Source organism: Mesorhizobium sp. WSM4847 (assembly GCF_055811335.1).
Genome location: NZ_JBVVPY010000001.1, coordinates 21,300 through 47,409, shown reverse-complemented (window position 1 = coordinate 47,409; position 26,110 = coordinate 21,300). Strand labels below are relative to the sequence as shown.

Below are 26,110 nucleotides of genomic sequence, written 5' to 3'. Positions count from 1 at the left end.
GGATGCTCTGATGCATCCAGATCGCCGCTGGCAAGAATACGGTCAGGCTTGCCGTGATCGTCGCCGGAGCTGGAGGACGTTTTCAAAATGGGAGGAAATCAAATGCTGACGAGGCTACGACTATTTGTATTAGGCTTGATCGTGGCGCTGGCGATTCCGGCGGCGGCACAGGCCAAGACCTTCTACTGGATTTCGCATGGCGGTCCGGCCGATCCGGTCTGGACCTACTTCCTCGCCGGCGCCAAGCAATGGGCGACGGACACCGGCAACACCGTCAACACCTCGTTCCACAATGGCGACGTGTCGTCCCAGCAGGAGGCTGTTCGCGCCGCCATCGCGGCAAAAGCCGACGGCATCACCACCACCAGCCCTGACCCGGGCAGCCTTATCGAGCTCGTCAAGGAGGCACGAGCGGCAAACATCCCGATCATCAACTTCAACACGCCCGATCCGAAGGCGGACTTCAACGCCTATGTCGGCGGCGACAACGTCACCTTCGGCAAGAACTGGGCTCAGTATCTGGTCGACAAGGGCCTGGTGAAGAAGGGCGATTTTGTCTGGATGCCGGTTGAAATCCCCGGCGCCACCTATGGCGTCCAGGAAGAAGAGGGCATCAAGAGCGTCTTCGGGCCGCTCGGCATCACCTATGAAATCACCGAGGCCACGCTCGACCAGGCCGAAGCAATCAACCGCATGGTCGATTATCTCACCGCCAACAGGGCCAAGGTCAAGGCGATCATTGGCCTCGGCGACCTGGTGACCGGCTCGATCAAGCGGGTGTTCGACCAGGCCGGCATCAAGCCGGGCGAAATCCCGGTCGTCGGCTGGGGCAACTCGCTCGACACCACCCAGGAGGTGCTGACCGGCTACGTCAACGCCGCACAATGGCAGGATCCGCAGGCGACCAGCTATGTGGCGCTTTCGATCGCCAACATGGCCGCCAGCGGCATTCCGCCCGGCTTCGACGTGATCACCGGCGCGCTCTACGAAAAGGACACCGCGCAGGTCTACGACGACATCCTGTCCGGCAAATAAAACCGCGATCGGGATGGTCGCGGCACGCCTGCCACGATCATCCCCATCATCCCGCTGAGCCTCGAACCGCCTCATGCGATATCGGGCTTGGCCAGTTCCAACCATGTCGCGGGTCCAACGTGGAAAACGGTTCCATCATCCAACGCTCGATCGCCAGGCCGGAATTCGGGCCCTTCGTGCTGCTTGTCGTCGAGCTCGCGGTGTTCTGGGGGTTTAACCACGACTTCCTGTCGCCACAGAACATCAGCAACATACTGGCCTTCACGGTCGAGCTCGGCCTGATTGCGCTGGCGATGACGCTGTTGATGACTTCAGGCGAATTCGACCTCTCGGTCGGATCGCTGTTCGGCTTCTCACCCGTCTTGATGTGGACGCTCTTCAACAGCGGCCTCACCTCGCTGGAGGCCGGCTTCGTGTTGGCCTTGCTGGTTGCCGCCTTCATCGGGCTGGTCAATGGCTGGTTCGTGACGCAACTCAAGATTCCATCCTTCCTGGTGACGCTCGGCATGCTGCTGGTCGTGCGCGGCACCGCTCTGTTCGTCACCAGCGGATTTCCGCAACGCACCTGGAGCGCCGAAGGCAGCTGGCTCGCCGAGGCGCTGGTCGGTGATTTCTTCATCGGGCCGTTCCGTATCTACATGTCGCTGTTCTGGTTCATCGCAGCCGCGATCGCACTTGGCTACGTGCTGACGCAGAGCCGCACCGGCAACTGGATCCAGGCGGCCGGCGGCAACCCCAATGCGGCAAGGGCGCGCGGCGTCAATGTCAGCGGCGTCAAGATCGGCCTGTTCATCCTGTCGTCGATCATGGCTTCGCTTGCCGGCGTCATCAGCTCGCTGCGCACTTCGGCCGCCAACCCGAACAGCGGCACCGGCTACGAGCTCGAAGTCATCGCCATGGTGGTGATCGGCGGCACGGCGCTGACCGGCGGACGCGGCACCATCATCGGTACTGTGCTCGGCATCCTGATCCTGCGCGTGATGCGCAACGGCATCGTGCTGATCGGCGTGCCTGGGCTTGCCTACAACATCTTCATCGGCGCGATCATCCTCGGCATGATGGCGCTCCACTCATGGCTGGAACGCCGGCATCAGGCGGGGACTTGAACCATGACTGAGCCGCTTGTCCGCATGGAAAACATCCGCAAGCACTACGGGCGCGTGCAGGCGCTCGTGGACGCCAATTTCCATGTCAACGAAAAGGAGATCGTCGGTCTGCTCGGCGACAATGGCGCCGGCAAGTCGACGCTGATCAAGGTCTTGTCGGGTGCGGTCCCGCTGACCAGCGGCGACATCTTCATCCGCGGCAGGAAGGTGGACTTGCGCAGCACCAGCGACGCCATCGCCCAGGGCATCGAGACGATCTACCAGGACTCCGCACTGGTCACGCAATTGTCGATCGCGCGCAACCTGTTCCTCGGGCGCGAGCCGATCAAGCCGCCGCGTTTCCTCAACCGTATGGACCAGGAGGCGATGAATGTGGTCGCCCGGAACCTGCTCAAGCAGGTCGGCATCTCGAAGAACATCCCGCCGACCACACCAATCGGCTCGCTCTCCGGCGGCGAGCGGCAGGCGGTGGCGATCGCGCGCGCCATGCATTTCGACAGCGACCTCATCATCCTCGACGAGCCGACCAACAATCTCGGCGTCGCCGAGACGCAAGGTGTGCTGAGCTTCGTGCGCAGCGCCCGCGATTCGGGCCATTCCTGCATCTTCATCGCCCACAACATCCACCACGTCTTCCAGGTGGTCGACCGCATCGTGGTCATGCGCCGCGGCAAGGTGGTTGCCGACGATATCGATCCGAAGAACACCAACGTCGCGGAAGTCGAACGGATCATCACCGGCATGTCCGACAAGGAGATCCGTGACGCCATCGTGCAGGGGAAGCAACCACAAGGCTGAGTGGCCAATTGGAAGCCGGGTTGGCCGTATCTCTGGTACAGGATCACATCGGCTCCTATGACTGCGACTATGAAAGCCACCGTTGCGGACATTGCCAGAAGCTGCGGGCTGTCGACCGCGACGGTCGACCGGGTGCTGAACAACCGGCCGGGCGCCAGCGCCGCCAACCGGCAGCGGGTGATGGAGGCGGCCAAGCAGCTTGGCTATTTGCCGGTCGTGGATCAGGTCACGCTGCCCTCGCGGCCGGCGCATCTCGAGTTCTTCCTGCCGATCGGCTCGAACGCCTTCATGATGGATCTGGCAAATCATATCGAGGACTATGCCGCACGCTTGCCACTTGTCGCCTCCTGTCGGATCCACAAGCTCGCCGGCATCTCGCCGAGCGCGTTGCAGGCGGCGGTCGAAAACCTCTCGCTTAGGGCGAACGGCGTCGGCGTCATCGCCATCGATCACCCGAGAACGCGCAACATCCTGCGCGAGATCGTCGAAGCCGGCATCCGCCTGGTCACGCTGGTGTCGGACGTTCCGGGCGCGCCGCGATCGGCCTATGTCGGCATCGACAACCGTGTCGCCGGGCGCACCGCAGCCCTTTTGATGGGACGTTTCCTGGGCGGCCGCACGGGCCATCTGGCAATGATCGTCGGCTCACGCTCCTATCGCGGGCATGAAGAACGCGAAATGGGCTTTCGCTCGGTGCTCAGCGAGGAGTTCCGCAATTTGACCGTGACCAGCGCCGTCGAGATCAACGACGAGCCTGATATCAGCTACACGGCGACGATGAAGGCGCTGCACAACGAGCCGGAACTGCTCGGCATCTATTGCGTCGGCGCCGGACGCTCTGGCGTGGCGAAAGCGCTGCTGGAAGCCAAGCCGCAAAGGAAGCCGGTGTTCATCTGTCACGACCTGACAAGGGCGACACGCGGCTATCTCGTCGACGATCTGCTCGATGTCGTCATCGACCAGAATGCACGGCTGATCGCCGAGCAATCAGTCATTCGCCTGCTCGGCTCGATCGCTTCCTCGGCGCCCTATCTGACGCGGAAATTCATCGAACCGCGCCTGATCTTCAAGGAGAACGTTCCGGTCCAGTGATGCCACGCAAGCGCCACGGTTGGTCGCGGCGATGGTTAATATTCGGTTGATAGCGCGAATCTGCACATCTGCTATGCATCTTTTGCTATTGCCGAATCATTGGGCAACCGCTAGTTTCGCAGTTGTCGGCCATCTACTCCTCCCAGATGCGATGCCGACGCTGAGTGCGGCGCACCTCCTCCCGCGCCGTATTCGAAATCGAGCCCGCTGCCACCTCCTCCCGGCAGCGGGCTTTTTTTGTTCTTGGGTGTCGGGCAAGGCGGCGGCAATCGCCATTGGCTGGTTCGGGCAGCGCCGCAGCCCCATTGGAATCCCGCCACCCTTGTCACTCTCACCAATTCGCTATTGGGCTTAGCCTGCTCACAACCAGCAGCGACCGCCGCGCGCAAGAGCGCGGCGACAGACCGGCAACGGAGACGTGAGATGACAGCACATGCCAAGGCAAAAGAGCACTCGCGGCGCGGCTTGCAATGAACACGCCAGCGATCGTTTCGCCGCTTGCGAGACTATCTGGCCCTGAACGAGGTGATCAGGCCTTCCGCCATGCGGACAAACTGCGCGCTGGGGCCTTCGGCTCCGACGCTTTGCAGGCTGACACGGGCGCCTTCAAGCAGCAGCGACAATGTATCGGCGAGAAGCTCTGCCTGGCCGATGCCGGCATCCCGACACAGGCCGACGAGGCGGTCGCGCTGAGCCTGCTTGAGTTCCTTGATTACCCGACGGGCCGGATGGTCGGTCTCGCTCAACTCGATGGCGGCGTTGGCCATGTCGCAACCGCGGCCGTCCATCATCAGGCAATCGGCTGCCATCCGGACCCAGGCATGCAGTTGCGCAAGCTTGTCGCCCGGATGCTCCGCCTCGAACTTTTGCCACATCGCGTTGGCGCTGCATGCGGTCGCCCGCAGGCACTCGATGACCAGATCGTCCTTGGACTCGAAATGACGGTAGAGCGTCATCTTGTTGGTACCGGCGGCCTCAGTGATCGCGTCGACGCCGACGCCCTTGATGCCATGCTTGTGGAACATATCCCGTGCCGTCTCCAGGATGCGATCCCGGGGGCGGATGCGTTCCGCAGTGCCGTCTTCCATCAAAACCTCCTTGGTTTCCGGGATTTCCGAAAAATCCCTCGGCACACCTCTTGACTAGGGTGTTACCGGTCTGTAACTTCTACATGTTACTTACTGGTAACACCCCCATTGCCTCGTGTCAATCTCGCAGGCGCCTGTGAACAGCCTCCGCCAAATCGGCCCAGGCATGAAACTGCGCCCCAGGCGACTTTGGCCGCGAAAAGGAAGACCACCCGATCTGCGGCGGCGTACGCCACAGATCGCCAAAGCCAGGAGCCGCTACGATGTCGCAGCGCAAAGATTTGACGATCGACGAAGTTGTGAAGGATCCGATGATCCGGATGCTGATGCAGGCCGACCGTGTCGACCCGCGCTCTTTCGAGACGATGCTGCGTAGCCTTGCGGATGCGCAAGGCCGCAGCCGCAAGGCGCCGCCTCGTTTCCTGGAAGATTCCGGGCAAAGCCGCAGCCGGCGGCTGTCAAGGGTGGCCAAGGCCTTTGGCCAGGCAAGAGCATCGGGCGAGGCGTGCGTGTCATGGTAAATTTCTTCATCCACCGTCCGATCTTCGCATCGTCGATCGCCATCATCATGGTGCTCGCCGGGACGATCTGCTATTTCCTGCTGCCTGTCTCGCAGTTTCCCGACATCACGCCGCCTCAGGTGGTGGTCAGCGCCAACTATCCTGGCGCCAGTGCGCAAGTCGTGGCCGACACCGTCACGACGCCGCTCGAACAGCAGATCAACGGCGTTCAAGGCATGACCTACATGTCGTCGTCGAGCTCCAATGACGGCTCGTCGACGATCACCGTTACCTTCGAGGTCGGCTATCCCCTGAGCACCGCCGCCGTCGACGTCCAGAACCGCGTGTCACAGGCGGCGTCCTCGCTGCCTGCCATCGTCAACCAGGGCGGCGTGACGATCAAGAAGCAGAACCCGAACTTCGTCCTGATCGTCAACCTCACCTCGCCCGACGGCTCTGTCGATCCGGTCGCGCTCAGCAACCTCGCCTACCTGCAAGTGGTCGACCCGCTGAAGCGCCTGCCCGGCGTCGGCGACGTGCAGATCTTCGGCGAGCGGCGCTATTCGATGCGCGTATGGCTCGATCCCGACAAACTCGCCAATCTCGGCATCACCGCCGTCGATGTCCAAAACGCCATCGCCGAGCAGAATGTCCAGGTCGCGGCCGGCAAGATCGGGCAGTCGCCGGCGCCGGCCGGCACCGCTTTCGAAATGCAGGTCAACGCGGTTGGCCGACTGAGCGATCCCAAGGAATTCGGCGATATCATCGTGCGCGCCGATGCCGCGAACGGTTCGCTGGTGCGGTTGCGCGACGTCGCGCGCATCGAACTCGGCGCCCTGCAATATTCGTCGTCGGCGTTCTTCGGCGAGGACCCGACCGTGGTGCTCGCGGTCTACCAGATGCCGGGCTCGAACGCGCTCGATCTGCAGCAGCGCGTCAAGGACAAGATGCAGGAATTGTCGGCCCGCTTCCCCAAGGGCGTCAGCTACGCCATGCATTACGATACGACACGTTTCGTTTCGGCGTCGATGCACGACGTGGTGGTCACGCTCGGCGAGGCGCTGGTCCTGGTCGTCGCGGTGGTGTTCATCTTCCTGCAGAGCTGGCGCACCACGATCATCCCGACGATCGCGATTCCCGTGTCGCTGGTGGCCACGCTCGTCGTCATGTACATGTTCGGCTTCTCGCTGAACATGCTCAGCCTGCTCGGCATGGTGCTGGCGATCGGCCTCGTCGTCGATGACGCGATCGTCGTCGTCGAGAATGTCGAACGCCAGCTGGAGGCCGGCCTAAAACCGCTGGCTGCGACGCGCGCGGCGATGGCCGAGGTCACCGGCCCGATCATCGCCACAACCGCCGTGCTGATGGCCGTGTTCGTGCCGGTCGCCTTCATACCCGGCGTTTCTGGCCGGCTCTACAACCAATTTGCCCTGACGGTGGCGATCTCCTTCGGCATCTCCGCCTTCGTCTCGCTGACGCTCACCCCGGCGCTCAGCGCCGCTTTCCTGCGCCACCGCCCGGCAACGCAATTCGTGCTGTTCCGCTGGTTCAACACGGGCTTCGATCGGCTGTCGCATGCCTATGCCAATGGTGTGCGCTTCCTCATCCGCCTGCGCTGGATCATGCTCGGGCTGTTCGCGGCTGGGCTTGTCGCGACCTATTTCGTCTGGCAGCGCCTGCCCTCGACCTTCCTTCCGGTCGAGGACCAGGGCTATTTCTTCGTGGTCATCCAGTTGCCGGACGGCGCGTCCCTGGAGCGCACCGACGCGGTGGCCCGCAAGGCGCGCGAAATCCTGCAGAACACGCCTGGTGTCGATATCGTCGGCTCGATCAGCGGCTTGAACTTCCTCACCAGTGCCGCCCAGTCGAACTCGGCGGTGGAATTCGCCATCCTCAAGCCATGGGACGAACGCGGCCCTGACCAGAGCGCCTCGAAGCTCGTCGCCGACGTGCGCTCGAAGCTCATGGAACTTCCGGAAGCGTTCGCGCTAAGCTTCGATCCGCCTTCGATCCCAGGCATCGGCACGACCGGCGGCTTTGAATTCCAGGTGGAGGACCTGACCGGTCGCGGCAGCGCTGCGCTCAATGACGCGACGCAGGCCGTGCTCGCCGAAGCGCGCAAGCAGCCCGAACTCAACCCGCAGCAATTGTTCTCGTCGTTCTCGACCTCGACGCCACAGTTCAACTACGACCTCGACCGCAACAAGGCGAAGCTGCTCGGTCTCAGCCTGCCTGACGTGTTCAACACGCTGCAGATCTATCTCGGCTCGCTCTATGTGAACGACTTCAACCTGTTCGGCCGCACCTTCCGGGTGACGATCCAGGCCGACAAGGATGCGCGTGCGGGTGCGGCCGACATTTCGCGGCTCTATGTGCGCAATGCCTCCGGCGGCATGGTGCCGTTGAGCACGCTCGGCAAGCTGGTGCCTATCGTCGGCCCGGAAACCGTCCCGCATTACAACAACAATGCGTCGGCCCTGATCAATGGCGGTGCCGCACCCGGCTTCTCCTCGGGCCAGGCGGTCGCTGCGATGGAACGTGCCGCCGCCACGGCGCTGCCGAAGGATTTCGGCTACGAATGGACGGGCATCACCTATCAGGAGCTCAAGGCCGGATCGATCGCCTTGATCGTCTTCGGTCTCGCCATGGTCTTCGTCTTCCTGATCCTTGCCGCCCAATATGAGAGCTGGGCCATGCCCTTCATGGTCCTGCTCGCGGTGCCGCTTGCCCTGTTCGGCGCCTTTGTCGCCCTGCTTATGCGCGGCATGCAGATCGACGTCTATTCGCAGATCGGTTTCGTCATGCTGATCGGGCTGGCGGCAAAGAACGCCATTCTGATCGTGGAGTTTGCCCGGCGCCGGCGCGAGGAAGGTCTCAGCATCGTCGACGCCGCAATGGAAGCGGCGCGCCTGCGGCTGCGGCCCATCCTGATGACCGCCTTCGCGTTCATCCTCGGTGTGCTGCCGCTGATGTTCTCGACAGGTGCCGGTGCAGCCAGCCGCCAGTCGATAGGCACCACCGTCTTTGGCGGCATGGTCGCAGCGACGATCCTGTCGCTGGTGTTCGTGCCGGTCTTCTACGCGGTGATCGAGCAGCTGCGCGAGCGCGGCAGCAAGAGCGAGCCTGTCGCCGAACCGACTGAACCAACTGCCGAACCCGCTTTCGAGCGATTGGCCGAAGCGGCCGAATAGAATTGGAGAATGATCATGCGTAAATGGAAAATTGCGTTGGGAGCGGCTGTTGCCGTGGGGGCGGTCTCGATGGCCAGCGTCCACTTGCTCGACATGGGTAATTTCGGCCTCAACGCCGGCACGGCAGGGGCGGCAACGCCTGAGCCCGCGGCGCCAGAGCCCGCGGCTTTTGTCATGCCGGTGCCAGTGGTGAGCGTCGTCAAGAAGACGATCCCGATCTATCTCGACTATGCCGCTCGCACCGAGCCGATCCGCAGCATCACGTTGCAGGCGCGCGTGCCGGGGTATCTGCAGGAGCAGGTCGCGCCCGACGGCAGCGATGTCAAGAAGGGCGACCTTCTCTACAAGATCGCTCCAGAAGATTTCCAGGCTGCCCTTGAACAGGCGAAGGCTCAGGTCCAGCGCGACGAGGCAACGCTCGACTATGCACGATCCAACCTTGGTCGCGGCACCGAACTGGCCAAGAGCGGATACATCGCCAAGGATGCGTTCGACCAGCGCACCAGCAGCTTGCGCGAGGCCCAAGCATCGCTCGCCGTCAACCAGGCGGCTGTGCGGACCGCCGAGCTCAATCTGAGCTATTCGGAAATCAAGGCGCCGTTCGCCGGGCGCGTCGGCCGCAACCAGGCCTCGGTCGGAACGCTGGTCAGCGTCGCCGGCACAGTGCTCAACACGCTGGTGCAGCTCGACCCGATCTATGTCACCTTCAATCCGAGCGAAACGGATCTGGCGCAGATCGAGGAAGCCCGCGCGACGGGACCCATCGATGTCGACGTCCTGCTTCCCGGCGATACGGAACCGCGCCAGAGAGGTCAGCTCACCTTCATCGACAACACGGTCGATCGCTCGACCGGCACCATCACCGCACGCGCGACGATCGGCAATGCCAAGTTCACGCTGCTGCCGGGCCAATATGTTCGCGTCAGGCTGCATATCAAGCAGCAGCCAGATGCACTGATGGTGCCGCAGACGGCATTGGGATCGAGCCAGCTCGGCAAGTATCTCTACGTCGTCGGCAAGGACAATACTGTCGACCAGCGCATTGTTTCGCTGGGGCCGACCAACGGCGACCTGGTGGCGATCTCGAGCGGCGTAGCGGAAGGCGACCAGGTGATAACAGGCAATCTGCAGAAGATCGGCCCGGGAATGCCTGTCTCGCCGCTGCCACAGAAACCTGCCACCTGATACCCCCCATCAGGCCCGGTCCAGCGGCGCCCCCGGCTATGCCGAGGGCGCCGTTTTGCTGAGCAGTTCGACAAGGCCGGCGACATCGGCACAGCTTCGAAGAATTGCTTGCCTATGCGCGCTGCCTCGAACAGTGTGTTTCCAGAGGCGTCAAGGCCGATCGCGCCGGCCTGACGCGCAACCGGCCTGACGGCAGTTGAGCCCAGCGGACGATGCAGGTTGGCGGCTTCGTCAGGGCGTCACAGCGACGGACAGAAAAATTGCGGATCAAAACCATCAAGGCCTACCATGTCGTGCAGCCCTTTGTGGACGGGCCCTACCGCATGTCTAAGGAGCGTGTCGCCGCCGCGTTTGACGCGGTGATCGTCGCAATCACCTCCGACAGCGGGCTGACCGGCTGGGGCGAGATGGCGCCGCTCGGCAATTTCTACTCGCCGGCATTCTCGGCCGGCACTCGCGCCGGCGTCATCGAAATTGCGCCGCATCTGCTCGGCCACGATCCTCGCGCCTTGGCCAGTATCGGCAGGCTGATGGACACGGTGTTCAAGGGCCATCCCTACATCAAATCGGCGCTCGACATGGCCTGCTCGGATCTCGCTGCACGCGCCGCCGACATACCGCTGGTGACGCTGCTCGGCGGGCGCGAGAGCGAGACGGCGGAACTCTACAAGGTCGTCACCCATGGCACCGTCGACGCGATGGCCGCACTGGCCAAGCGCATCGTCAGGGACGGGTTTCACCGGCTGCAGGTCAAGGTCGGCGGCAACGTCCATGACGACATCGAGCGCGTCACCGCGGTCGCCGCTTCGGTGCCGAAGGGCACCGTCATCTTCTGCGACGCCAATGCCGGCTGGACGCCCTATCAGGCGCGCCAGTTCGCTGACGCGACGCGCGCCATCGACTACACGTTCGAGCAGCCCTGCACCACGATCGACGAATGCATGTCGGTGCGCCGCTCGCTCGACAAGCCGATGGTGCTCGACGAATCCGTCACCTCGCTGGACGACATGCTCGACATCCACCGCAAGGGGGCGGCTGACGGGCTGACGCTGAAAATCTCGCGGCTCGGCGGCGTGACCAAGACGCGCCAGATCCGCGACCTTGCCGTCGACCTGGGCTTCATGATCACCGTCGAGGACACCGGCGGCGCCGAGATCGACACATCAGCCATGGCGCATCTGTCGCTGTCGACGCCGGAGGAGCGCCGGCTGCACGCCATCGCCTTCCACGAATGGGTGACGGTGCGCACTGCATCGAACAAGCCGCCGGTTTCGGGCAGCCGCATGGGCATTCCGGACGGGCCGGGCCTCGGCATCGACGTTGTTCCCGACCTGCTTGGCGCGCCCTTCTTCGAGGTCGGCAGCTGACTGATACGCTGGCATGCGCCGACTGAGCATGCCGGCCAGCGCCCTCTGTTGCGCGGCTTCGTCGCTGGCGATAGGCGCAGCGGCAACTGGGCAGCCATGAAATCAGTTTTTTCGTCGCACTCGCTTGCTTGCGAGAAGGGATGTCACCGTCGTCGCCGCCTGCATCCCAAGAGATCACCGCTTTCTGCGCCCTAGCTGACTGACTGCGCTGCCAAGCCGCAAGCCAGGGCTTGCACAGATCAAATCACAGAATGTTTTGTGGGAACGGCTACCGAATTGCCGGTTGAAATATTTTTCATTTGCAAATAGGAATGTTCAAAATGATGGCTTCGACGCTGCGGCGCGTCAGGAACTGGAGGAAGCGACATGGCCCATCCGCAATTTGCAGCGGAACTTTTGCAGCGCGCTGAACAGCAGGGACCGATCACCATCGGGCTTGCCGGTGCCGGGCAGATGGGGACCGACATCGTCGTCCAGGTCGCGCTGATGCCGGGCATGCGGATCGGCGCCATTTCCGAGGTCAGGCCGCAGGCGGCGATCGATGCGGCGCTGCTCGCCGGCCACGACCGCTCGGATATCGTGCAGGCCGGCAATGCGGCAGCGATCGACCGCGCCATCGAGGCCGGCAAGATCGCGGTGACCGAAGACCTGCATGCGTTGGCTGCGGCCGGCCGCATCGACGTCATCATCGACGCGACAGGAAATCCCAACATCGGCACGCTGTTCGCGCTTGAAGTGATGAAGAACGGCAAGCATATCGTCATGCTCAACGTCGAGGCCGACATCACCATCGGCCGCTTCCTCAAGGAGGAGGCGCGCAAGGCCGGCGTCGTCTATACCGGTGCGGCCGGCGACGAGCCGGCCTGCACGCTGGAGATCATCGGCTTTGCCAGGAGCCTCGGCTTCAACATCATCGCCGCCGGCAAGGGGAAGAACAATCCGCTCAAGATCGATGCCATGCCGGCCGACTACGAGAAGGAGGCGGCCGAGCGCAACATGAACGCGCGCATGCTAGTCGAGTTCGTCGACGGCTCGAAGACGGCGATCGAGATGGTGGCGATCGCCAACGCCACCGGCCTGGTGCCCGACGTGCCGGGCATGCACGGCCCGACCGCGACGCTGGAGGAACTCGCCGGCGTGCTTTGCCCGCGCGAGGATGGCGGCGTGCTGCACCGCAAGGGCGTGGTCGACTATTCGATCGGCAAGGGCGTGGCGCCCGGCGTGTTCTGCATCATCGAGACCAGGCATCCGCGCGTGCTGGAGCGCATGATCGACCTCAAGGTCGGCAAGGGCCCGTATTTCACGATCTTCCGCCCCTATCATTTGACCAGCCTGGAAGTGCCGCTGTCGGCGGCGCGCGCCGTGGTCTACAAGCGCGCCGACATGGAGCCGCTCGACCATCCGGTCGCCGAGGCGGTGGCGGTTGCCAAGAGCGAGCTTGCCCCTGGCCAGTCGCTCGGCATGATCGGCGAGAACGACTATCGCGGCTTCGCCATGACCTGGGAGGACGCGCGCGCCCGCGGCGCCCTGCCGCTCGGCCTCGCCGAACGCGCCAAGGTGGTCAAGCCGGTCAAGACAGGCGATTTCCTCACCTATGAAAATTGTGTACCCGACGATTCGATGGTGATAACCCAGATCCGCCGTCGTCTCGACCAGTCGGACGGACGGTTCGTTACGAACGCCGCCTGATCCGCTGGATTCCCGCCTGATGGACGATGTCGTAATCGGGATCGACGCCTCGACCACGGCCGTGAAAGCGATTGCCTTCACGCGCGACGGCAAGGAGCTGTTCCAGGCGCGGGAAGCCTATCCGCTTTCAAATCCCAGGCCCGGCCATTTCGAGCAGGATGCCGAACATTGGTGGACCGCGCTGCTCGGCGCCTTGACGCAAGTCACCGAGGCGGTTGGCGCTGCCCGGGTGGCGGCGATCGCCATCGCCCACCAGCGCGAGACATTTACGCTGATCGATCATGCCGGCAAGCCGCTTATTCCGGCGATCCTGTGGCTGGACGAGCGGGCGCGCCCGCAAGTCATCAGGCTTTCGGCGGAGCTCGGCCGCGAGACGATCCGCGACTGGAGCGGCAAACCGCCGGACCCGACGCCCGCGCTCTATGCGATCGCCTGGCTTGCCGAGCACCAGCCGCAAACGCTTGATGACGCAGCCGCACTCGTCGACGTGCATGGCTTCTTCGTCCACCGGCTGACCGGACGTCTGGTCACCAGCACGGCAAGTGCGGATCCGCTCGGGCTGCTCGACGTCAAGAATGGCACTTGGCACCCTCAGCTCGTCGAGGCCGCGGGGCTGCGCCCGGACCAGTTGCCGCGACTGGTCGCGCCCGGCGCGATCTGCGGCGGGCTTGGCGAAAGCGTGGCCCGGCTGATCGGGTTGAGGGCCGGCACGCCTGTTGTCGCCGGCGCCGGCGACGGCCAGGCGATGGGCCTTGGCATGGGCGTCTATGGCGACGGCAAAAACTACCTGTCGCTCGGCTCGGGCATCGTCAGCGGCTGTTACTCCCATGGGATCACGACTTCGGACGCGTTTCGAACACTGGTCTCGCCGACCGGCTCGGGCTTCATGCTGGAGACCGTGCTGCGCTCGGGCATGCAACTGGTCGACTGGATCGTTCGCACCACCGGCTCGCCGTCGGCTGCAGCCCTGGAGAAAGCAGCGGTCGACGTTGCCGCCGGCAGCGAGGGCCTGCTTGTCATGCCGTATTGGGCCGGTGTGATGAGCCCCTATTGGGACGGCGCGGCGCGCGGCGCCATTGTCGGCCTGTCGCTCGACCATGAGCCGAAGCACCTTTTTCGAGCGGTTCTGGAAGGCATCGCCTTCGAGCAGGCGATCGCCAGCGAGGCAATGGAAACTCAAGCAGCGGAAACTCGGGCGGCGCAAACGCAGGCGGCGGAAACTCTGGCCGGCGGCAAACCGGCGGCGATGATCGCCGCCGGCGGCGGCACCAACTGCGCCCTGCTGATGCGGATCATGGCAAGCGTGCTCGAGCGGCCGCTCTCCGTCTCGCCGGTCAACGAAGCCGCAGCGCTCGGCGCCGCCATGCTGGCGGCTTCCGCTATCGGATGGTTTGCCTCGCCTGAAACGGCGGCTGAGGCGATGGCCGCGCCGCCGACCAGGCATGTCGACCCCGTCGACGGGCTGGTCTTCGGTTACCGTGCGCGCAAGGCAATCTACCGCGACCTCTATCAGGCGACGCGCGAGACCCATGTGCGGCTTGAGGCGCTAAGCAAGGTTTAGCGGTTGAGCAGGCCCTTGGCGGCGTCCTCGTCGGTGATCAGAACCGATATCCTGGTGTTGGCAAGCGCCGCCCGCATGATGGCGATTTTTTCCTGCCCTCCCGAGACCAGGATGATGGCCGGGATGTCCGACAGGTCCTGCAGCGGATAGGCGCAGACCCGGCGGTTGACCTCATGGTCGACGAGCCGGCCGTCGGCGTCGATGAAATGGCATAAAATATCGCCAACTGCGCCGGCCGCCTGAAGCTCTTCGAGTTCGCTGGGCTTGATGAAGCCGTAATTGGCGATCGGGCTGTCAGTGGAAAACGATCCGACGCTGAGCACGGCGATGTTTGCCCGGCGTGCGCGGAAGACGACGTCCTGAACGCTGCGCTGGCTCATGAAGGCTTCGCGCTGCTCCGGCCTGTCGGCATAGACCGGCACCGGCAGCAGAAAGCACTCGGCGCCGATCTTTTCGGCGAATTCCCAGGCGCTTTCGGTCGGGTTGAGCGGCTGGGCATGGGTGAGGCCGCCCAGCATGGAAACCACCGTCGTCCTGGCGATCGGCCGCCGCGGCAATTCATTGATGGCGAACTTCAGCGTGCGCCCCCAGCCCAGCGCGATGACATCGCCGGCATTCACATTGTCGGCCAGATAGGCGCCCGCGGCATGGCCGATCATCAGCGGCGCGTTGCTTCGGTCGGCGGCCGACGGCACCACAACGGCCTGGCTGAGCCCAAAACGCTGCTTCAGAGCCTCTTCCAGCACCAAGCATTCGACGACGCTGTCACGGATGCGGAACTGGACGACGCCCTCCTCACGCGCGGCGGACAGGATGCGATGCACCTTGATGCGGCCGATGCCGAGGATCTCCGAAATCCTCTCCTGCGTCAGACCCTCGATATAATAGTGCCACGCGGCACGGGCCTTCAGCTCGGCATCCGGGAAGCGCGAGGCCTTGTCATTGTCTGTCATCGCCATCTTTTTGCCCTCCCGCGGTCGTCTGAATCCTTGAATGCCATTCAAATGGCGTTATCCGACCAAGCGACGCGAAATCGTTCTGCGTGCCCGGGATTCGAGATTCAGGACATCGACAGGATACCTCTACAACGTGAATGAAAGTCAAAATGGTCAACATTTACTTCGTCTTGGCCGTCCTGCCCTGCTCAAGCAGCCGACATGAATTCGCAGGATGCGACCGGACCTGAGAACGCGGCATTTCATGCGCTTTCGTAAGGCAAACCGGCTGGCGGCGCAAACCGGCGTGGAATGATGCGGCGGGCCTTGACAATTTTCCGACGAACAGTTTAGCTGAACAAAATTGCATATCAAAGATAAATTGTTCACAGGGAGGTGCCTGGTGAACAAGAGTGAGCCGACGACGCATCGCCGGATCGCTGATGGAGGAGACAAAATGGCTGTGAGCAACGGTGCAAGCGAGTTGAAGGCCGGCCCAAATGCACAGGCCGCGGCGGGCGCGAAGCTTTCGGCCCTGTTCGCCGGAACCATGGGACCGCTAATCGGGCTGGTGCTGCTGTGCCTTGCGCTGTCGCTGACCACCGACACGTTTCTGACTGTCCGCAACATCCTCAACGTGCTCGACCAGGTCACGGTGCTCGGCATCATGGCGATCGGCATGACGCTGGTCATCCTGATCGGCGGCATCGACCTGTCCGTCGGCTCCGTGCTGGCGCTCGCTGCCATGGTGATGGGCTTCGTCGCCCATCCCGACCACCTCAATCTCGGCATGCCTGCCGGCATCGTCACGGCGCTTGTCGTTGCTGGGCTTTGCGGGCTGGTTTCAGGCCTGCTCGTGACCGTCACCAGACTGCCGCCCTTCATCGCCACGCTGGCCATGATGTCGGTGGCGCGCGGTCTCGCCAACATGATCACCGACGGCTCGCAGATCATCGGCTTCCCCGATTGGTTCACCAGCCTGTCGATCATCCGCCATTTCGGCTTCCTGTCGGTCACCGTCGGCCTGATGATCGTGCTGGCCATCATCTTCGCGATCTTCCTGAACTATCGCGCGACCGGTCGCAGCCTCTACGCGATTGGCGGCAGCGCCGAGGTAGCCAGGCTGTCCGGCATACCGGTCAAGTCGCTGACCAACTGGGTCTACGCGGTCTGCGGCGTGCTGGCCGGGCTCGCCGGCATCGTGCTTGCGGCACGGCTTGATTCCGTCCAGCCGAGCTCCGGCTTCGGCTACGAGCTGGACACGATCGCGGCGGTAGTGATCGGCGGCGCCAGCCTGTCGGGCGGCGTCGGCTCGATCGGCGGCACCGCCATCGGCGTGCTGATCATCGGCGTGCTGCGCAACGGGCTGAATCTGCTCGGCGTGTCGCCCTTCATCCAGCAGGTGGTGATCGGCGTGGTGATCGCGCTGGCGGTGGCCACGGATACATGGCGGCGCAGAGCGCAATGAAGAGTGGGGCGCAATGAGATTCACCCGGATGTCCGGGCGAAAACGGATCGGTGATCCGAAACTGGGAGTTGTTCGGCCAAGGGGCGCCGCGATGCGCCGGCGGGACAGATTGAACATCAACGGAGGAAACACATGCTGACCAAACGTTCATTGCTGCTTGCTGCCGCGGCCGTCATTCCGCTGCTCGGACTGTCCGGGATGGCCTCGGCCAAGGAGGCCAAGAAGCTTGGTCTCGCAGTCGCCAACCTGCAGGCCGATTTCTTCAACCAGATCAAGCAGTCCGTCGAGGCCTATGGCAAGGAAAAGGGCATCGAGATCGTCACCGTCGACGCCAAGGGCGATTCGGCAACCCAGGTCAGCCAGGTGCAGGACCTGATCACGCAAAACATCGATGCGCTGATCTACATCCCGGCCGGCGCCACCGCCGCCACCGTGCCGACCAAGACGGCCAAGGCGGCCGGCATCCCGGTCATCAATGTCGACCGCAACGCCGAGGGCGCACCCGGCGACACCTTCATCGCCACCAACAGCGTGGCATCGGCCAAGGCGGTTTGCGACTACATCGCCAAGCAGGCCGGCGGCAAGGGTGAGTTGATCATCATCCATGGCCAGAAAGGCACGACGCCCGAGGTCGACCGGTCGAAGGGCTGCGGCGAAGCGCTGAGCGCCTATCCCGACATCAAGGTGGTCGGCGAGCTATGGAGCGAAGGGTGGCACCAGGACGAGGGCTTCAAGCTGACGCAGGATCTGCTGCAGTCGCATCCAGACGTGTCGATCGTCATCGGCCAGGCCGACGCGCTGGCACTCGGTGCCGCGCAGGCAGTCAAGGTCGCCAATCCCGGCCACAAGGTCTGGGTTGCCGGCTTCGACGGCGACGTGGCGGCGCTCAAGGCTCTGAAGGGCGGCGTTTTCGACGTAACCGCGACGCAGCAGACACAAGGCATGGGCCGGCTTGCCGTCGATGCGGCGATCAAGCTGGTGGCCGGCGAAACCGTTCCCGCAGAACAGCTGCAGGATGCGACGCTGACCACCAAGGACAATGTCGATCAGTTCATCGCCAAACATCCTTAATATCAGGCATCCCTGATCCCAAAAGAGTCCGGTAGTTGATGAGCGGAACGATGTCCTTGGATCCCAGCCATACGCAGACCCCGCATCTGGGGCTCTTCGTCAGCGGCCTCTGCAAGAGCTACGGACCGGTGCAGGTCCTGGCCGATGCGAGCTTTGAGGTGCGGCCGGGCGAGGTCGTGGCGCTGCTTGGAGAAAATGGCGCCGGCAAGTCCACCGTTTCGAACATCATCGCCGGGTCGACCAAACCCGATGCCGGCAGCATCACATGGCGGGGGAAGCCGTATTCCCCCGCCTCTCCCGCCGCGGCCATCGACGCCGGCGTCGGGATGATCCACCAGGAACTGAAGCTGCTGCCGGACCTGTCGGTTGCCGAGAACGTCTATGTCGGGCGCCTGCTGATGCGCGGCGGCCGCATCGACCGCGCGGCCATGAATGCGCGGGCATCGGCCCAACTGAAGCGGCTCGGCCTCGATGTCTCGCCGGAACGCAAGGTGGGCACGCTGCGCATCGCCGCACAGCAGCAGGTCGAGATCGCCAAGGCACTGACGCTCAATGCCGAGCTTCTGATCTTCGACGAACCGACAGCGGCACTTGGCAGCGAGGAAACGGAGCTGTTGTTCAAGCAGATCCGCAAGCTCAAGGCGGAAGGCATGTCCTTCATCTATATCAGCCACCGGCTGGACGAGGTCGCTGCGATCGCCGACCGCGTCGTGGTGATGCGCGACGGGCGCATTGTCGCCCGCCACGAGCGCGCCGACATTCCGGTGCGCACGATAGTCGAGCAGATGGTCGGCCGCAGCGTCGAGCGGATGTTCCCGCCGCTGTCGGAGCCGGGCAGCGAGGCGTTGCTCGAGGTCGACAACCTGTCCTCGCCGGAACGCAGTTTTCAGAATGTCAGCTTTTCGGTAAGGGCCGGCGAAATCCTTGGCATCGCCGGGCTGATCGGCGCCGGCCGCACCGAGCTGGTGCGGGCGATTGCCGGCGCCGATCCGATTTCCTCGGGGTCGGTGCGTATCGCCGGCAAACCGGTGCACCTCACTGGCCCGGCGGCGGCGATCAAGGCCGGCGTCGTGCTGGTGCCGGAAGACCGCAAGGCGCAAGGCGTGGTGCTCGACCAGACCATCGGCGAGAATCTGGCGATCGGCAATTTCGACCATGTCGCGCCGAATGGCTGGGTATTTCCCAAGGCGGTGCAGAAATTCGCCGAGGCCGGCATTGGCCGGCTCGGCGTCAAGGGCCGGCCTAACCAGGCGATCAGCAAGCTTTCCGGCGGCAATCAGCAGAAGGTGATCATCGCCAAATGGATTTCACGGCCGCCCAAGGTGTTCATCCTGGACGAGCCGACACGCGGCATCGATGTCGGCGCGCGCGCCGCGATCTACGATGTCATCGCCGAACTCGCCCGCTCCGGCATGGCGGTGGTGGTGGTGAGCTCCGACCTTGAGGAAGTGCTCGGCCTGTCGCATCGCGTGCTGGTGCTGAGCCGTGGCCGCCAGCGTGGCATTCTCGACCGCAGCGAAGCAAGCAACGTCGCCGTCATGGAGCTCGCCACAAGCTGAGGGCGGCATAAAGGATCGGAATAGAGCGCAGCAGGTGGTATCCTCCCAGGCACCGGACCGCGCGGGGCGCCAGTCAGGACTGGCGCCCCTTCCTCCCCAGGGCAGCGCCGGCGGCTCAACAGGAAAACATTTCGATGAAACTATTCGATCTTCATGGCGACGTTGCTCTCGTCACCGGCGCCGGCAGCGGCATTGGGCAAGCAATCGCCATCGGTCTGGCCGAGGCCGGCGCCGATATCGCCTGTTTCGGCCATGCCTCGAAGGGCGGGCTGGACGAGACCGCGCACAGGATCTCGGCGCTCGGCCGCAAGGCGCTGGTGCTGACCGGCACAGTGACCTCAGAGGCCGATTTGGCAGCAGCGACCGAACGCACGGAGAAGGACCTCGGCGCGCTGACCATCGCCGTCAACAATGCCGGCGTCGCCGGGGCCGAGCCGGCCGAGACGCTGTCGCTGGAGAAATGGCAAAAGCTCTACGACGTCAATGTCAGCGGCGTGTTCCTGTCCTGCCAGGCCGAAGCGCGCGTAATGCTGACGCGGCGCAAGGGCTCGATCATCAACATCGCCTCGATGTCGGGCTCGATCATCAATCGCGGCCTGACCCAGGCGCACTATAATTCGTCGAAGGCCGCCGTCATCCACATGTCCAGGAGTCTCGCCATGGAATGGGCCGATCGCGGCCTGCGCGTCAACGTCGTCAGCCCCGGCTACACGCTGACGCCGATGAACAAGCGGCCGGAGGTCGCCGACCAGGTCAGGATCTTCGAGCGCGACACGCCGATGGGGCGGATGGCGGCGCCGGAAGAGATGGTCGGCCCGACCGTGTTCCTGGCCAGCCGCGCTTCGAGTTTCGTAACCGGCATCGACCTGATCGTCGATGGCGGCTTCGTCTGCTGGTAGGAGAGAACATGCAGAAGCGGTTCGAGGGAAAGACGGCGGTCATCACCGGCGCCAGCGGCGGCATTGGCGCGGCCATGGCCAGGCGCTTCGCGGCTGAGGGTGCTGCTGTCGTCGTCAGCGCCATCGACGCGCGCGTCGACGAGATCGCCGCCGGACTGAAGGCGGAAGGCGCCAAGGTCGCATCGCTGCGTATGGACGTGACCAGGAAGGACGAGGTCGCCGCCCTCTACGATCTGGCCGAACAGCAGTTCGGCCGCGTCGACATCTCCGTGCAGAATGCCGGCGTTATCACCATCGCCAGGATCGAGGCGATGACCGAGGCCGAATGGGACAAGGTGATGGCGGTCAACACCAAGGGCGTGTTCCTGTGCTGCCAGGAGGCGATCGCGCGCATCCGCAAGCATGGCGACGGCGGCCGGCTGATCAACACCGCATCCGGCCAGGCGCGCCAGGGCTTCATCTTCACACCGCACTATGCCGCCTCGAAATTCGGCGTCGTCGGCATCACCCAGAGCCTCGCCAAGGAAGTGGCCAAAGAGAAGATCACCGTCAACGCGATCTGCCCCGGCATCATCGATACCGACATGTGGGCCTACAACGACGCCGCATGGGGCAGACTGATGGGCGACTACAAGCCCGGCGAGTTGATGGCAGAATGGGTGAAAAACATCCCGATGGGCCGCGCCGGCAGCGGCGAGGATGTTTCGGGCTTGGTCAGCTTTCTGGCCAGCAGCGACGCCGCCTATATCACCGGTCAAACGATCAATGTCGATGGCGGCCTGATCATGTCGTGAGGATGCTCCGACGGCATTCGAATTGCGCGCTGCAATTGTCTCTTCATCCTTTTCGAAGCCGGCGCCGCCCCTCACCTGCCTGCCGGCATCCTCTCCCCGTATAGCGACGGGGAGAGGGGCGCTGTCGTCGCCGGTTTCGCAAATCGCGGGCGCAGCAAGTAGAGCGCCGACGTTGCGGCCAGCCCTTTCTCCCCGTCGCTATACGGGGAGAAATGCCCGGCAGGGCAATGAGGGGCGGCGCCGGCTTCGACAATCTGAAATGAATTCCAAATCTGCAGCGATTGCCCTGATCGAGATGGCATTAGTCGTTGCGCGACATGAATGTTGGTATATATAATTTCATCTCATGAAAATGGCTTCGGCGACTGCCGAGAGCCGACAGCATGGGACCTTGATGGCTCGCAAGCTTGAGGGCGCCGCAAGAGCGGCGATCGATCCGCGGATCACTGCTTCGGCAGCACGGCAGCCATGACGCGGTCGCACGACCTCTTCATCGAATTGGGCATCATTCCCGTCTGCGCCGACTTCAGCGCCGACAGCAATTTGCTGCCAATGGACTTGCGCAACGACCAGCTTTTCCAACACAATCAAAAAGACGCAAGAAGGGAACGAACGATAACTTCCACCAGAGCTTGACAGGAGCACAGGCATGTCACTTCGGAGTTTGATTTCGAGATTATCAATGGGAGCCTTAACACTTGCCGCGGCAAGTGCACTGACGCCTTCGGCCCAAGCGGCGGCGCCAGAATCGAACGACCCTATCAAGATCGCGCTGTTCGACTGGACCAGCGTCAATCTGAACGCAAAGATCCTCGGCGGCATTCTTGAAAAGCTGGGATACACGGTCGAGTATCCGACCGCCGATTATCTCTCCAGCCTGACCACCGGCCTTACCAATGGCGATCTCGCTGTCGCCATGGAATTCTGGGACACGACGGCCGGCGAAGCCATGAAGGCCTCGGATGCGACCGGGCAGACCGAACGCCTCGGCCCGCTCGGGCCCAAGGCCAAGGAAGAATGGTGGTATCCCGAATACATGAAGGAAAAATGCCCGGGCCTGCCGAACTGGGAGGCGCTGAAGGACCCAAAATGCGCCGAGGCCTTCTCGACCGCCGAAACGGCGCCGAACGGCCGCTATCTCGGCGGCCCGGTGACATGGGAAGGTTTTGACGACGAGCGTGCCGCGGCGCTGAAGCTGCCCTTCACCGTCATCCATGCCGGCACCGACGCGGCGATGTTCGCTGAGCTGGATTCGGCCTATCAGCGCAAGGCGCCGATCATGCTGTGGGTCTATTCGCCGCATTGGGCGCCGGCCAAATACAAGGGCGAATGGGTCGAATTCCCCGACTATACGCCGGAGTGCTACACCGATCCGAAATGGGGCGTGAACCCCGAGGCAAAGTATGACTGCGGCAAGCCGCATGGCGAGATCTGGAAATATTCCTGGGCCGGCATGAAGGACAAATGGCCGGTCGCCTACAAGGTCGCGAAGAACTACACGATCGACACCGACGAGCTCAACAAGATGAGCGGCCAGATCGATCTTGAAGGCAAGACGCCGGAAGACGTCGCCGCCGCCTGGATCGCCGCCCACGAAGCCGACTGGAAAGCCTGGGCCGAGTGATCGTTCCAACTGGAAACTGCGAGACCCGGTCATTCATGGCCGGGTCTCTATCCCATATTCCAGAAGGACGACTGCATGGCCGACACGACTGAACAGGTGCCGCAAACGGCAGGCACGCCGAAGGATGCCCGCCCGATAAAGCTTGCCTGCCGCAACGTCTGGAAGCTGTTCGGCGCGAACGCGGCCAATTTCATCCGCCAGCGCGACGGCAAGGCCAGCATGGCGGAGGTCGCCGCGGCCGGGCTGGTCGGGGCGGTGCGCGCCGTCGACCTCGAAATCCGCCAGGGCGAGATCTTCATCATCATGGGGCTTTCGGGCTCGGGCAAGTCGACGTTGGTGCGCTGCATGTCGCGGCTGGTCGAGCCGACGCATGGCAAGGTCGAGTTCGAGGGCAAGGATCTCCTGAAAATCTCGGATGCCGCGCTGATCGAGTTGCGGCGCCACCGCATGGGCATGGTGTTCCAGAATTTCGCCCTGCTGCCGCATCTGAATGTGCTGGACAACATCGCCTTTCCACTGGGCATCCAAGGGCAGGACCGGCCGACGCGCGAGAAGCGCGCGCGCGAAGTGATCGAGCTTGTCGGCCTGCGCGGCCGCGAGCATTTCTATCCGCGTGAGCTTTCCGGCGGCCAGCAGCAGCGCGTCGGCATCGCCCGCAGCCTAGCCACCAAGCCGGAAATCTGGTTTCTCGACGAGCCGTTCTCGGCGCTCGATCCGCTGATCCGCCGCGAAATGCAGGACGAGCTGATGCGGCTGCAGACCATGCTGCACAAGACCATCGTCTTCATCACCCATGATTTCGACGAAGCCATCCGGCTGGCTGACCGCATCGCCATCATGAAGGACGGCGAGGTCATCCAGATCGGCACCCCGGAACAGCTGGTGGTCAACCCGGCGACCGACTATGTCGCCGAATTCACCCGCGACGTCGACCGCGCCAAGGTGATCTCGGCGCGAAGCCTGATGCGCGCCTGCGCCGGCGCCGAGCATGGCGGCGTGGTCGCGCCGGATGCCAAGATATCGAGTTTTTCGGCTGATATCGTTTCGGCCGGCAAGCCGTTCGCCGTCGTCAACGGCACCGGCAAGCCGATCGGCGAAGTCACGCCGCAAGCCGTGATCGATCTTCTGGCGGGCATCGAGCGTTCCGGGGCCAACGCATGACGGTGACGGCAAGCGCCAGCGAGGCGAGATCGCGGCCGGTTCAGCTCTGGCTGGTGGTCTGGGCCTGCGCCCTTGCCGCCGTGCTTGCCGTGTTCCTGCTGCAGGACAGGCTGCCTTGGGCGGTCAACTATCCGGCCAGCGCAATCGTTTCGGTCGCCGACTGGGTCAGCGCGCTGATGAGCCTGATAAAGTCGAACTTTTCCTGGCTGACGCGCTCGATCACCGCGGCGCTCGGCGTGCCGCTCGATTTTGCGCTCGGTCTGCTCGCCAAGAATTTCAAGGTCGGCCATGGCGCCGACATGCTCGTCCTGCCGCGCCTGTCCTGGGTCGGTGTCTGCATCGCCGCATTCCTGGCCGGACGTGCCGCCGGCGGCTGGAAGCTCGGCGCGCTGGTCGGCGGCTGTTTCCTCTACATCGCGCTGTTCGGCCAGTGGACCAGCGCCATGCTGACGCTCGGGCTGATCTCCATCGCCGTGCCGTTCTGCATCGTCACCGGATTGTTCGTCGGCATCTGGGCGTGGCGCAAGCCATGGGCGGAGAGGCTGCTGATCTCCCCTGCCCTCGACCTGATGCAGACCATCCCGACCTTCGCCTATCTGATCCCGATGCTTCTTCTGTTCGGCAACAGTCCGGTTTCGGCGATGATCGCGACGGCCATTTTCGCGACGCCGCCGATGGTGCGCGCGACGATGCTGGGGCTGTCGCGGGTGCCGTCCGAGATCGACGATTTCAGCGAGATGGCCGGCTGCACGGCGCGCCAGAAACTGTGGCGCGTGCTGCTGCCTTCGGCGCGTCCGACATTGATGGTCGGTGTCAACCAGGTCATCATGCTGGCGCTCAACATGGTGATCATCGCTTCGATGATCGGCGCCGGCGGCCTCGGCTACGACGTGCTTTTGGCGCTCAGGGCGCTGAAGGTCGGCGAGGCGATGGAAGCCGGCCTTGCCATCGTGGCGCTGGCCATCGCGCTCGACCGGCTGAGCCAGGCGATCGCGCGCAATCACGCGAAGGGCCATGTCTATCAGGAGGTCAGCCCGAGCTTCTGGCGGCGCTACCCCAATCTGACGCTGGCCGTCGCCATCCTTGCAGCCACGACGCTGCTTGGCCTGTTCGTGCCGGCCTTCGCCGCGGTGCCGAAGGCGATCACCTTCACCACCGCACCCCTGTGGAAGACAGCGGTGAGCTGGATCACGATCAACTTCTTCGACACGATCGAAGCGTTCCGCGTGGCGCTGATCCTCAATGTGCTGAACCCGGTGCGCGCATTCTGCGAGGGCTTCCCGTGGCTGGGCGCGGTGTTCCTGCTCGGCCTTGCCGGCTACCAGCTCGGCGGCCTTCGCCTCGCCGCCCTGGTCGCGGCGCTGACCGTCTTCTGCGCGGTGACCGGCCTTTGGGACAAGACCATGGCGACGGTCTATCTCTGCGGCATCTCGGCTTTCATCGCCTGCCTGATAGGCATCCCGATAGGGCTGATGGCATCACGCAGCGACCGTGTCGAAAAGATCGTCACGCCGGTCATCGACACTTTGCAGGTGCTGCCGTCGTTCTGCTTCATCATCCCGGTGGTGATGCTATTCAGAGTCGGCGACGTGACGGCGATGATCGCCACGGTCGCCTTCGCCGTGGTGCCGGCCATCCGCTACACCAATCACGGCCTCAGGCAGGTGCCACCGGCACTGATCGAGGCGGCAAAGGTGTCGGGCTGCACCAAGCGCCAGACGTTCTTGCGCGTCCAGCTGCCGCTGGCGTTGCCCGAGATCATGCTCGGCGTCAACCAGACCATCCTGATGGCGCTGGCGATGATCATCATCTGCGCCATGGTCGGCACCCGCGATCTCGGCCAGGAGGTGTTCATTGCGCTGTCCAAGGCCGATTCCGGCCGCGGCATCGTCGCCGGACTGGCCATCGCCTTCATCGGCATCGTCGCCGACCGGCTGTTCAACGCCTGGACGGCCAAGGCGCGGGCAAGGCTGGGGTAGCCGCAAAA

At 63.7% G+C, this 26,110-nt stretch carries 21 protein-coding genes; 18 read left to right on the top strand and 3 right to left on the bottom strand.

Going from position 1 to position 26,110, the window contains the following annotated elements:
- Positions 1-102: 102 nt before the first annotated feature.
- From AC0L28_RS00200 to AC0L28_RS00185, 4 genes are all read left to right on the top strand, one after another.
- Complete coding sequence (locus AC0L28_RS00200) at positions 103-1,035, top strand: substrate-binding domain-containing protein (RefSeq protein ID WP_473474887.1); 933 nt, start codon at positions 103-105, stop codon at positions 1,033-1,035.
- A gap of 119 nt (positions 1,036-1,154) precedes the next feature.
- Entirely contained in the window at positions 1,155-2,141 is a 987-nt protein-coding gene (locus AC0L28_RS00195; protein WP_473474886.1) for an ABC transporter permease, read from the top strand.
- A gap of 3 nt (positions 2,142-2,144) precedes the next feature.
- Positions 2,145-2,939 (top strand): ATP-binding cassette domain-containing protein, encoded by a 795-nt coding sequence (locus tag AC0L28_RS00190; RefSeq protein WP_473474884.1) that lies wholly within the window; start codon positions 2,145-2,147, stop codon positions 2,937-2,939.
- 69 nt (positions 2,940-3,008) lie between these two features.
- Positions 3,009-4,031 carry a LacI family DNA-binding transcriptional regulator gene (locus tag AC0L28_RS00185; protein ID WP_473474882.1) on the top strand — a complete coding sequence of 341 codons (1,023 nt, stop codon included), beginning with the start codon at positions 3,009-3,011 and terminating at the stop codon, positions 4,029-4,031.
- A 506-nt stretch (positions 4,032-4,537) separates the two neighbouring features.
- Here AC0L28_RS00185 and AC0L28_RS00180 read toward each other — a convergent pair.
- Positions 4,538-5,119 (bottom strand): TetR/AcrR family transcriptional regulator, encoded by a 582-nt coding sequence (locus AC0L28_RS00180; protein ID WP_023799451.1) that lies wholly within the window; start codon positions 5,117-5,119, stop codon positions 4,538-4,540.
- A 263-nt stretch (positions 5,120-5,382) separates the two neighbouring features.
- Here AC0L28_RS00180 and AC0L28_RS00175 point away from each other — a divergent pair, with 263 nt between their 5' ends.
- From AC0L28_RS00175 to AC0L28_RS00150, 6 genes are all read left to right on the top strand, one after another.
- Complete coding sequence (locus tag AC0L28_RS00175) at positions 5,383-5,640, top strand: hypothetical protein (RefSeq protein ID WP_023799452.1); 258 nt, start codon at positions 5,383-5,385, stop codon at positions 5,638-5,640.
- On the top strand, positions 5,634-8,810 hold the full coding sequence (locus AC0L28_RS00170) for an efflux RND transporter permease subunit (protein ID WP_473474879.1): 3,177 nt from the start codon (positions 5,634-5,636) through the stop codon (positions 8,808-8,810). The genes AC0L28_RS00175 and AC0L28_RS00170 overlap by 7 nt, the downstream gene beginning before the upstream one ends.
- A gap of 15 nt (positions 8,811-8,825) precedes the next feature.
- Complete coding sequence (locus tag AC0L28_RS00165) at positions 8,826-9,995, top strand: efflux RND transporter periplasmic adaptor subunit (RefSeq protein ID WP_031255018.1); 1,170 nt, start codon at positions 8,826-8,828, stop codon at positions 9,993-9,995.
- Positions 9,996-10,255: 260 nt separating this feature from the next.
- Positions 10,256-11,362: a mandelate racemase/muconate lactonizing enzyme family protein gene (locus AC0L28_RS00160; RefSeq protein WP_473474876.1), complete on the top strand. Its 1,107-nt coding sequence runs from the start codon at positions 10,256-10,258 to the stop codon at positions 11,360-11,362.
- Positions 11,363-11,728: 366 nt separating this feature from the next.
- Positions 11,729-13,051: an NAD(P)H-dependent oxidoreductase gene (locus tag AC0L28_RS00155; protein ID WP_128167747.1), complete on the top strand. Its 1,323-nt coding sequence runs from the start codon at positions 11,729-11,731 to the stop codon at positions 13,049-13,051.
- 19 nt (positions 13,052-13,070) lie between these two features.
- Entirely contained in the window at positions 13,071-14,612 is a 1,542-nt protein-coding gene (locus AC0L28_RS00150; protein WP_473474874.1) for a xylulokinase, read from the top strand.
- Here the strand turns inward: AC0L28_RS00150 and AC0L28_RS00145 are convergent.
- Positions 14,609-15,571: a sugar-binding transcriptional regulator gene (locus AC0L28_RS00145; RefSeq protein ID WP_473474872.1), complete on the bottom strand. Its 963-nt coding sequence runs from the start codon at positions 15,569-15,571 to the stop codon at positions 14,609-14,611. The genes AC0L28_RS00150 and AC0L28_RS00145 overlap by 4 nt on opposite strands.
- Before the next feature lie 433 nt (positions 15,572-16,004).
- Between AC0L28_RS00145 and AC0L28_RS00140 the strand changes: the two genes are divergently transcribed.
- The 5 genes from AC0L28_RS00140 (at position 16,005) to AC0L28_RS00120 (ending at position 21,338) form a co-directional block, all read left to right on the top strand.
- Positions 16,005-17,015, top strand: coding sequence for an ABC transporter permease (locus AC0L28_RS00140; RefSeq protein ID WP_128171973.1), 1,011 nt, complete (start codon positions 16,005-16,007; stop codon positions 17,013-17,015).
- A gap of 132 nt (positions 17,016-17,147) precedes the next feature.
- The gene (locus AC0L28_RS00135) at positions 17,148-18,086 is read left to right on the top strand and encodes a sugar ABC transporter substrate-binding protein (RefSeq protein ID WP_287072875.1); all 939 of its coding nucleotides are present in this window, start codon (positions 17,148-17,150) and stop codon (positions 18,084-18,086) included.
- 50 nt (positions 18,087-18,136) lie between these two features.
- On the top strand, positions 18,137-19,645 hold the full coding sequence (locus tag AC0L28_RS00130) for a sugar ABC transporter ATP-binding protein (RefSeq protein WP_473474869.1): 1,509 nt from the start codon (positions 18,137-18,139) through the stop codon (positions 19,643-19,645).
- Positions 19,646-19,779: 134 nt separating this feature from the next.
- A complete protein-coding gene (locus AC0L28_RS00125) occupies positions 19,780-20,544 on the top strand; it encodes an SDR family oxidoreductase (protein ID WP_473474867.1) in 765 nt (254 codons plus the stop codon).
- Between the two features lie 8 nt (positions 20,545-20,552).
- Positions 20,553-21,338, top strand: coding sequence for an SDR family oxidoreductase (locus AC0L28_RS00120; RefSeq protein WP_473474865.1), 786 nt, complete (start codon positions 20,553-20,555; stop codon positions 21,336-21,338).
- Between the two features lie 443 nt (positions 21,339-21,781).
- Here AC0L28_RS00120 and AC0L28_RS00115 read toward each other — a convergent pair whose 3' ends face one another.
- Positions 21,782-21,904, bottom strand: coding sequence for a hypothetical protein (locus tag AC0L28_RS00115; protein ID WP_268931792.1), 123 nt, complete (start codon positions 21,902-21,904; stop codon positions 21,782-21,784).
- Positions 21,905-21,987: 83 nt separating this feature from the next.
- Here AC0L28_RS00115 and AC0L28_RS00110 point away from each other — a divergent pair, with 83 nt between their 5' ends.
- From AC0L28_RS00110 to AC0L28_RS00100, 3 genes are all read left to right on the top strand, one after another.
- Positions 21,988-22,962, top strand: coding sequence for an ABC transporter substrate-binding protein (locus AC0L28_RS00110; RefSeq protein WP_128167754.1), 975 nt, complete (start codon positions 21,988-21,990; stop codon positions 22,960-22,962).
- Between the two features lie 75 nt (positions 22,963-23,037).
- On the top strand, positions 23,038-24,123 hold the full coding sequence (locus AC0L28_RS00105) for a quaternary amine ABC transporter ATP-binding protein (RefSeq protein ID WP_473474862.1): 1,086 nt from the start codon (positions 23,038-23,040) through the stop codon (positions 24,121-24,123).
- The gene (locus tag AC0L28_RS00100) at positions 24,120-26,102 is read left to right on the top strand and encodes an ABC transporter permease (protein ID WP_473474860.1); all 1,983 of its coding nucleotides are present in this window, start codon (positions 24,120-24,122) and stop codon (positions 26,100-26,102) included. The genes AC0L28_RS00105 and AC0L28_RS00100 overlap by 4 nt, the downstream gene beginning before the upstream one ends.
- The last annotated feature ends 8 nt before the right edge of the window (positions 26,103-26,110 follow it).

Excerpts from the sequence above, each read along its gene's own strand:
- AC0L28_RS00105 (WP_473474862.1), top strand. The coding sequence starts at position 23,038 with ATGGCCGACACGACTGAACAGGTGCCGCAAACGGCAGGCACGCCGAAG.
- AC0L28_RS00100 (WP_473474860.1), top strand. The coding sequence starts at position 24,120 with ATGACGGTGACGGCAAGCGCCAGCGAGGCGAGATCGCGGCCGGTTCAG.
- AC0L28_RS00150 (WP_473474874.1), top strand. The coding sequence starts at position 13,071 with ATGGACGATGTCGTAATCGGGATCGACGCCTCGACCACGGCCGTGAAA.
- AC0L28_RS00125 (WP_473474867.1), top strand. The coding sequence starts at position 19,780 with ATGAAACTATTCGATCTTCATGGCGACGTTGCTCTCGTCACCGGCGCC.
- AC0L28_RS00130 (WP_473474869.1), top strand. The coding sequence starts at position 18,137 with ATGTCCTTGGATCCCAGCCATACGCAGACCCCGCATCTGGGGCTCTTC.
- AC0L28_RS00190 (WP_473474884.1), top strand. The coding sequence starts at position 2,145 with ATGACTGAGCCGCTTGTCCGCATGGAAAACATCCGCAAGCACTACGGG.
- AC0L28_RS00175 (WP_023799452.1), top strand. The coding sequence starts at position 5,383 with ATGTCGCAGCGCAAAGATTTGACGATCGACGAAGTTGTGAAGGATCCG.
- AC0L28_RS00120 (WP_473474865.1), top strand. The coding sequence starts at position 20,553 with ATGCAGAAGCGGTTCGAGGGAAAGACGGCGGTCATCACCGGCGCCAGC.
- AC0L28_RS00145 (WP_473474872.1), bottom strand. The coding sequence starts at position 15,571 with ATGGCGATGACAGACAATGACAAGGCCTCGCGCTTCCCGGATGCCGAG.
- AC0L28_RS00185 (WP_473474882.1), top strand. The coding sequence starts at position 3,009 with ATGAAAGCCACCGTTGCGGACATTGCCAGAAGCTGCGGGCTGTCGACC.
- AC0L28_RS00155 (WP_128167747.1), top strand. The coding sequence starts at position 11,729 with ATGGCCCATCCGCAATTTGCAGCGGAACTTTTGCAGCGCGCTGAACAG.
- AC0L28_RS00110 (WP_128167754.1), top strand. The coding sequence starts at position 21,988 with ATGTCACTTCGGAGTTTGATTTCGAGATTATCAATGGGAGCCTTAACA.
- AC0L28_RS00180 (WP_023799451.1), bottom strand. The coding sequence starts at position 5,119 with ATGGAAGACGGCACTGCGGAACGCATCCGCCCCCGGGATCGCATCCTG.
- AC0L28_RS00140 (WP_128171973.1), top strand. The coding sequence starts at position 16,005 with ATGGCTGTGAGCAACGGTGCAAGCGAGTTGAAGGCCGGCCCAAATGCA.
- AC0L28_RS00170 (WP_473474879.1), top strand. The coding sequence starts at position 5,634 with ATGGTAAATTTCTTCATCCACCGTCCGATCTTCGCATCGTCGATCGCC.
- AC0L28_RS00165 (WP_031255018.1), top strand. The coding sequence starts at position 8,826 with ATGCGTAAATGGAAAATTGCGTTGGGAGCGGCTGTTGCCGTGGGGGCG.
- AC0L28_RS00135 (WP_287072875.1), top strand. The coding sequence starts at position 17,148 with ATGCTGACCAAACGTTCATTGCTGCTTGCTGCCGCGGCCGTCATTCCG.
- AC0L28_RS00200 (WP_473474887.1), top strand. The coding sequence starts at position 103 with ATGCTGACGAGGCTACGACTATTTGTATTAGGCTTGATCGTGGCGCTG.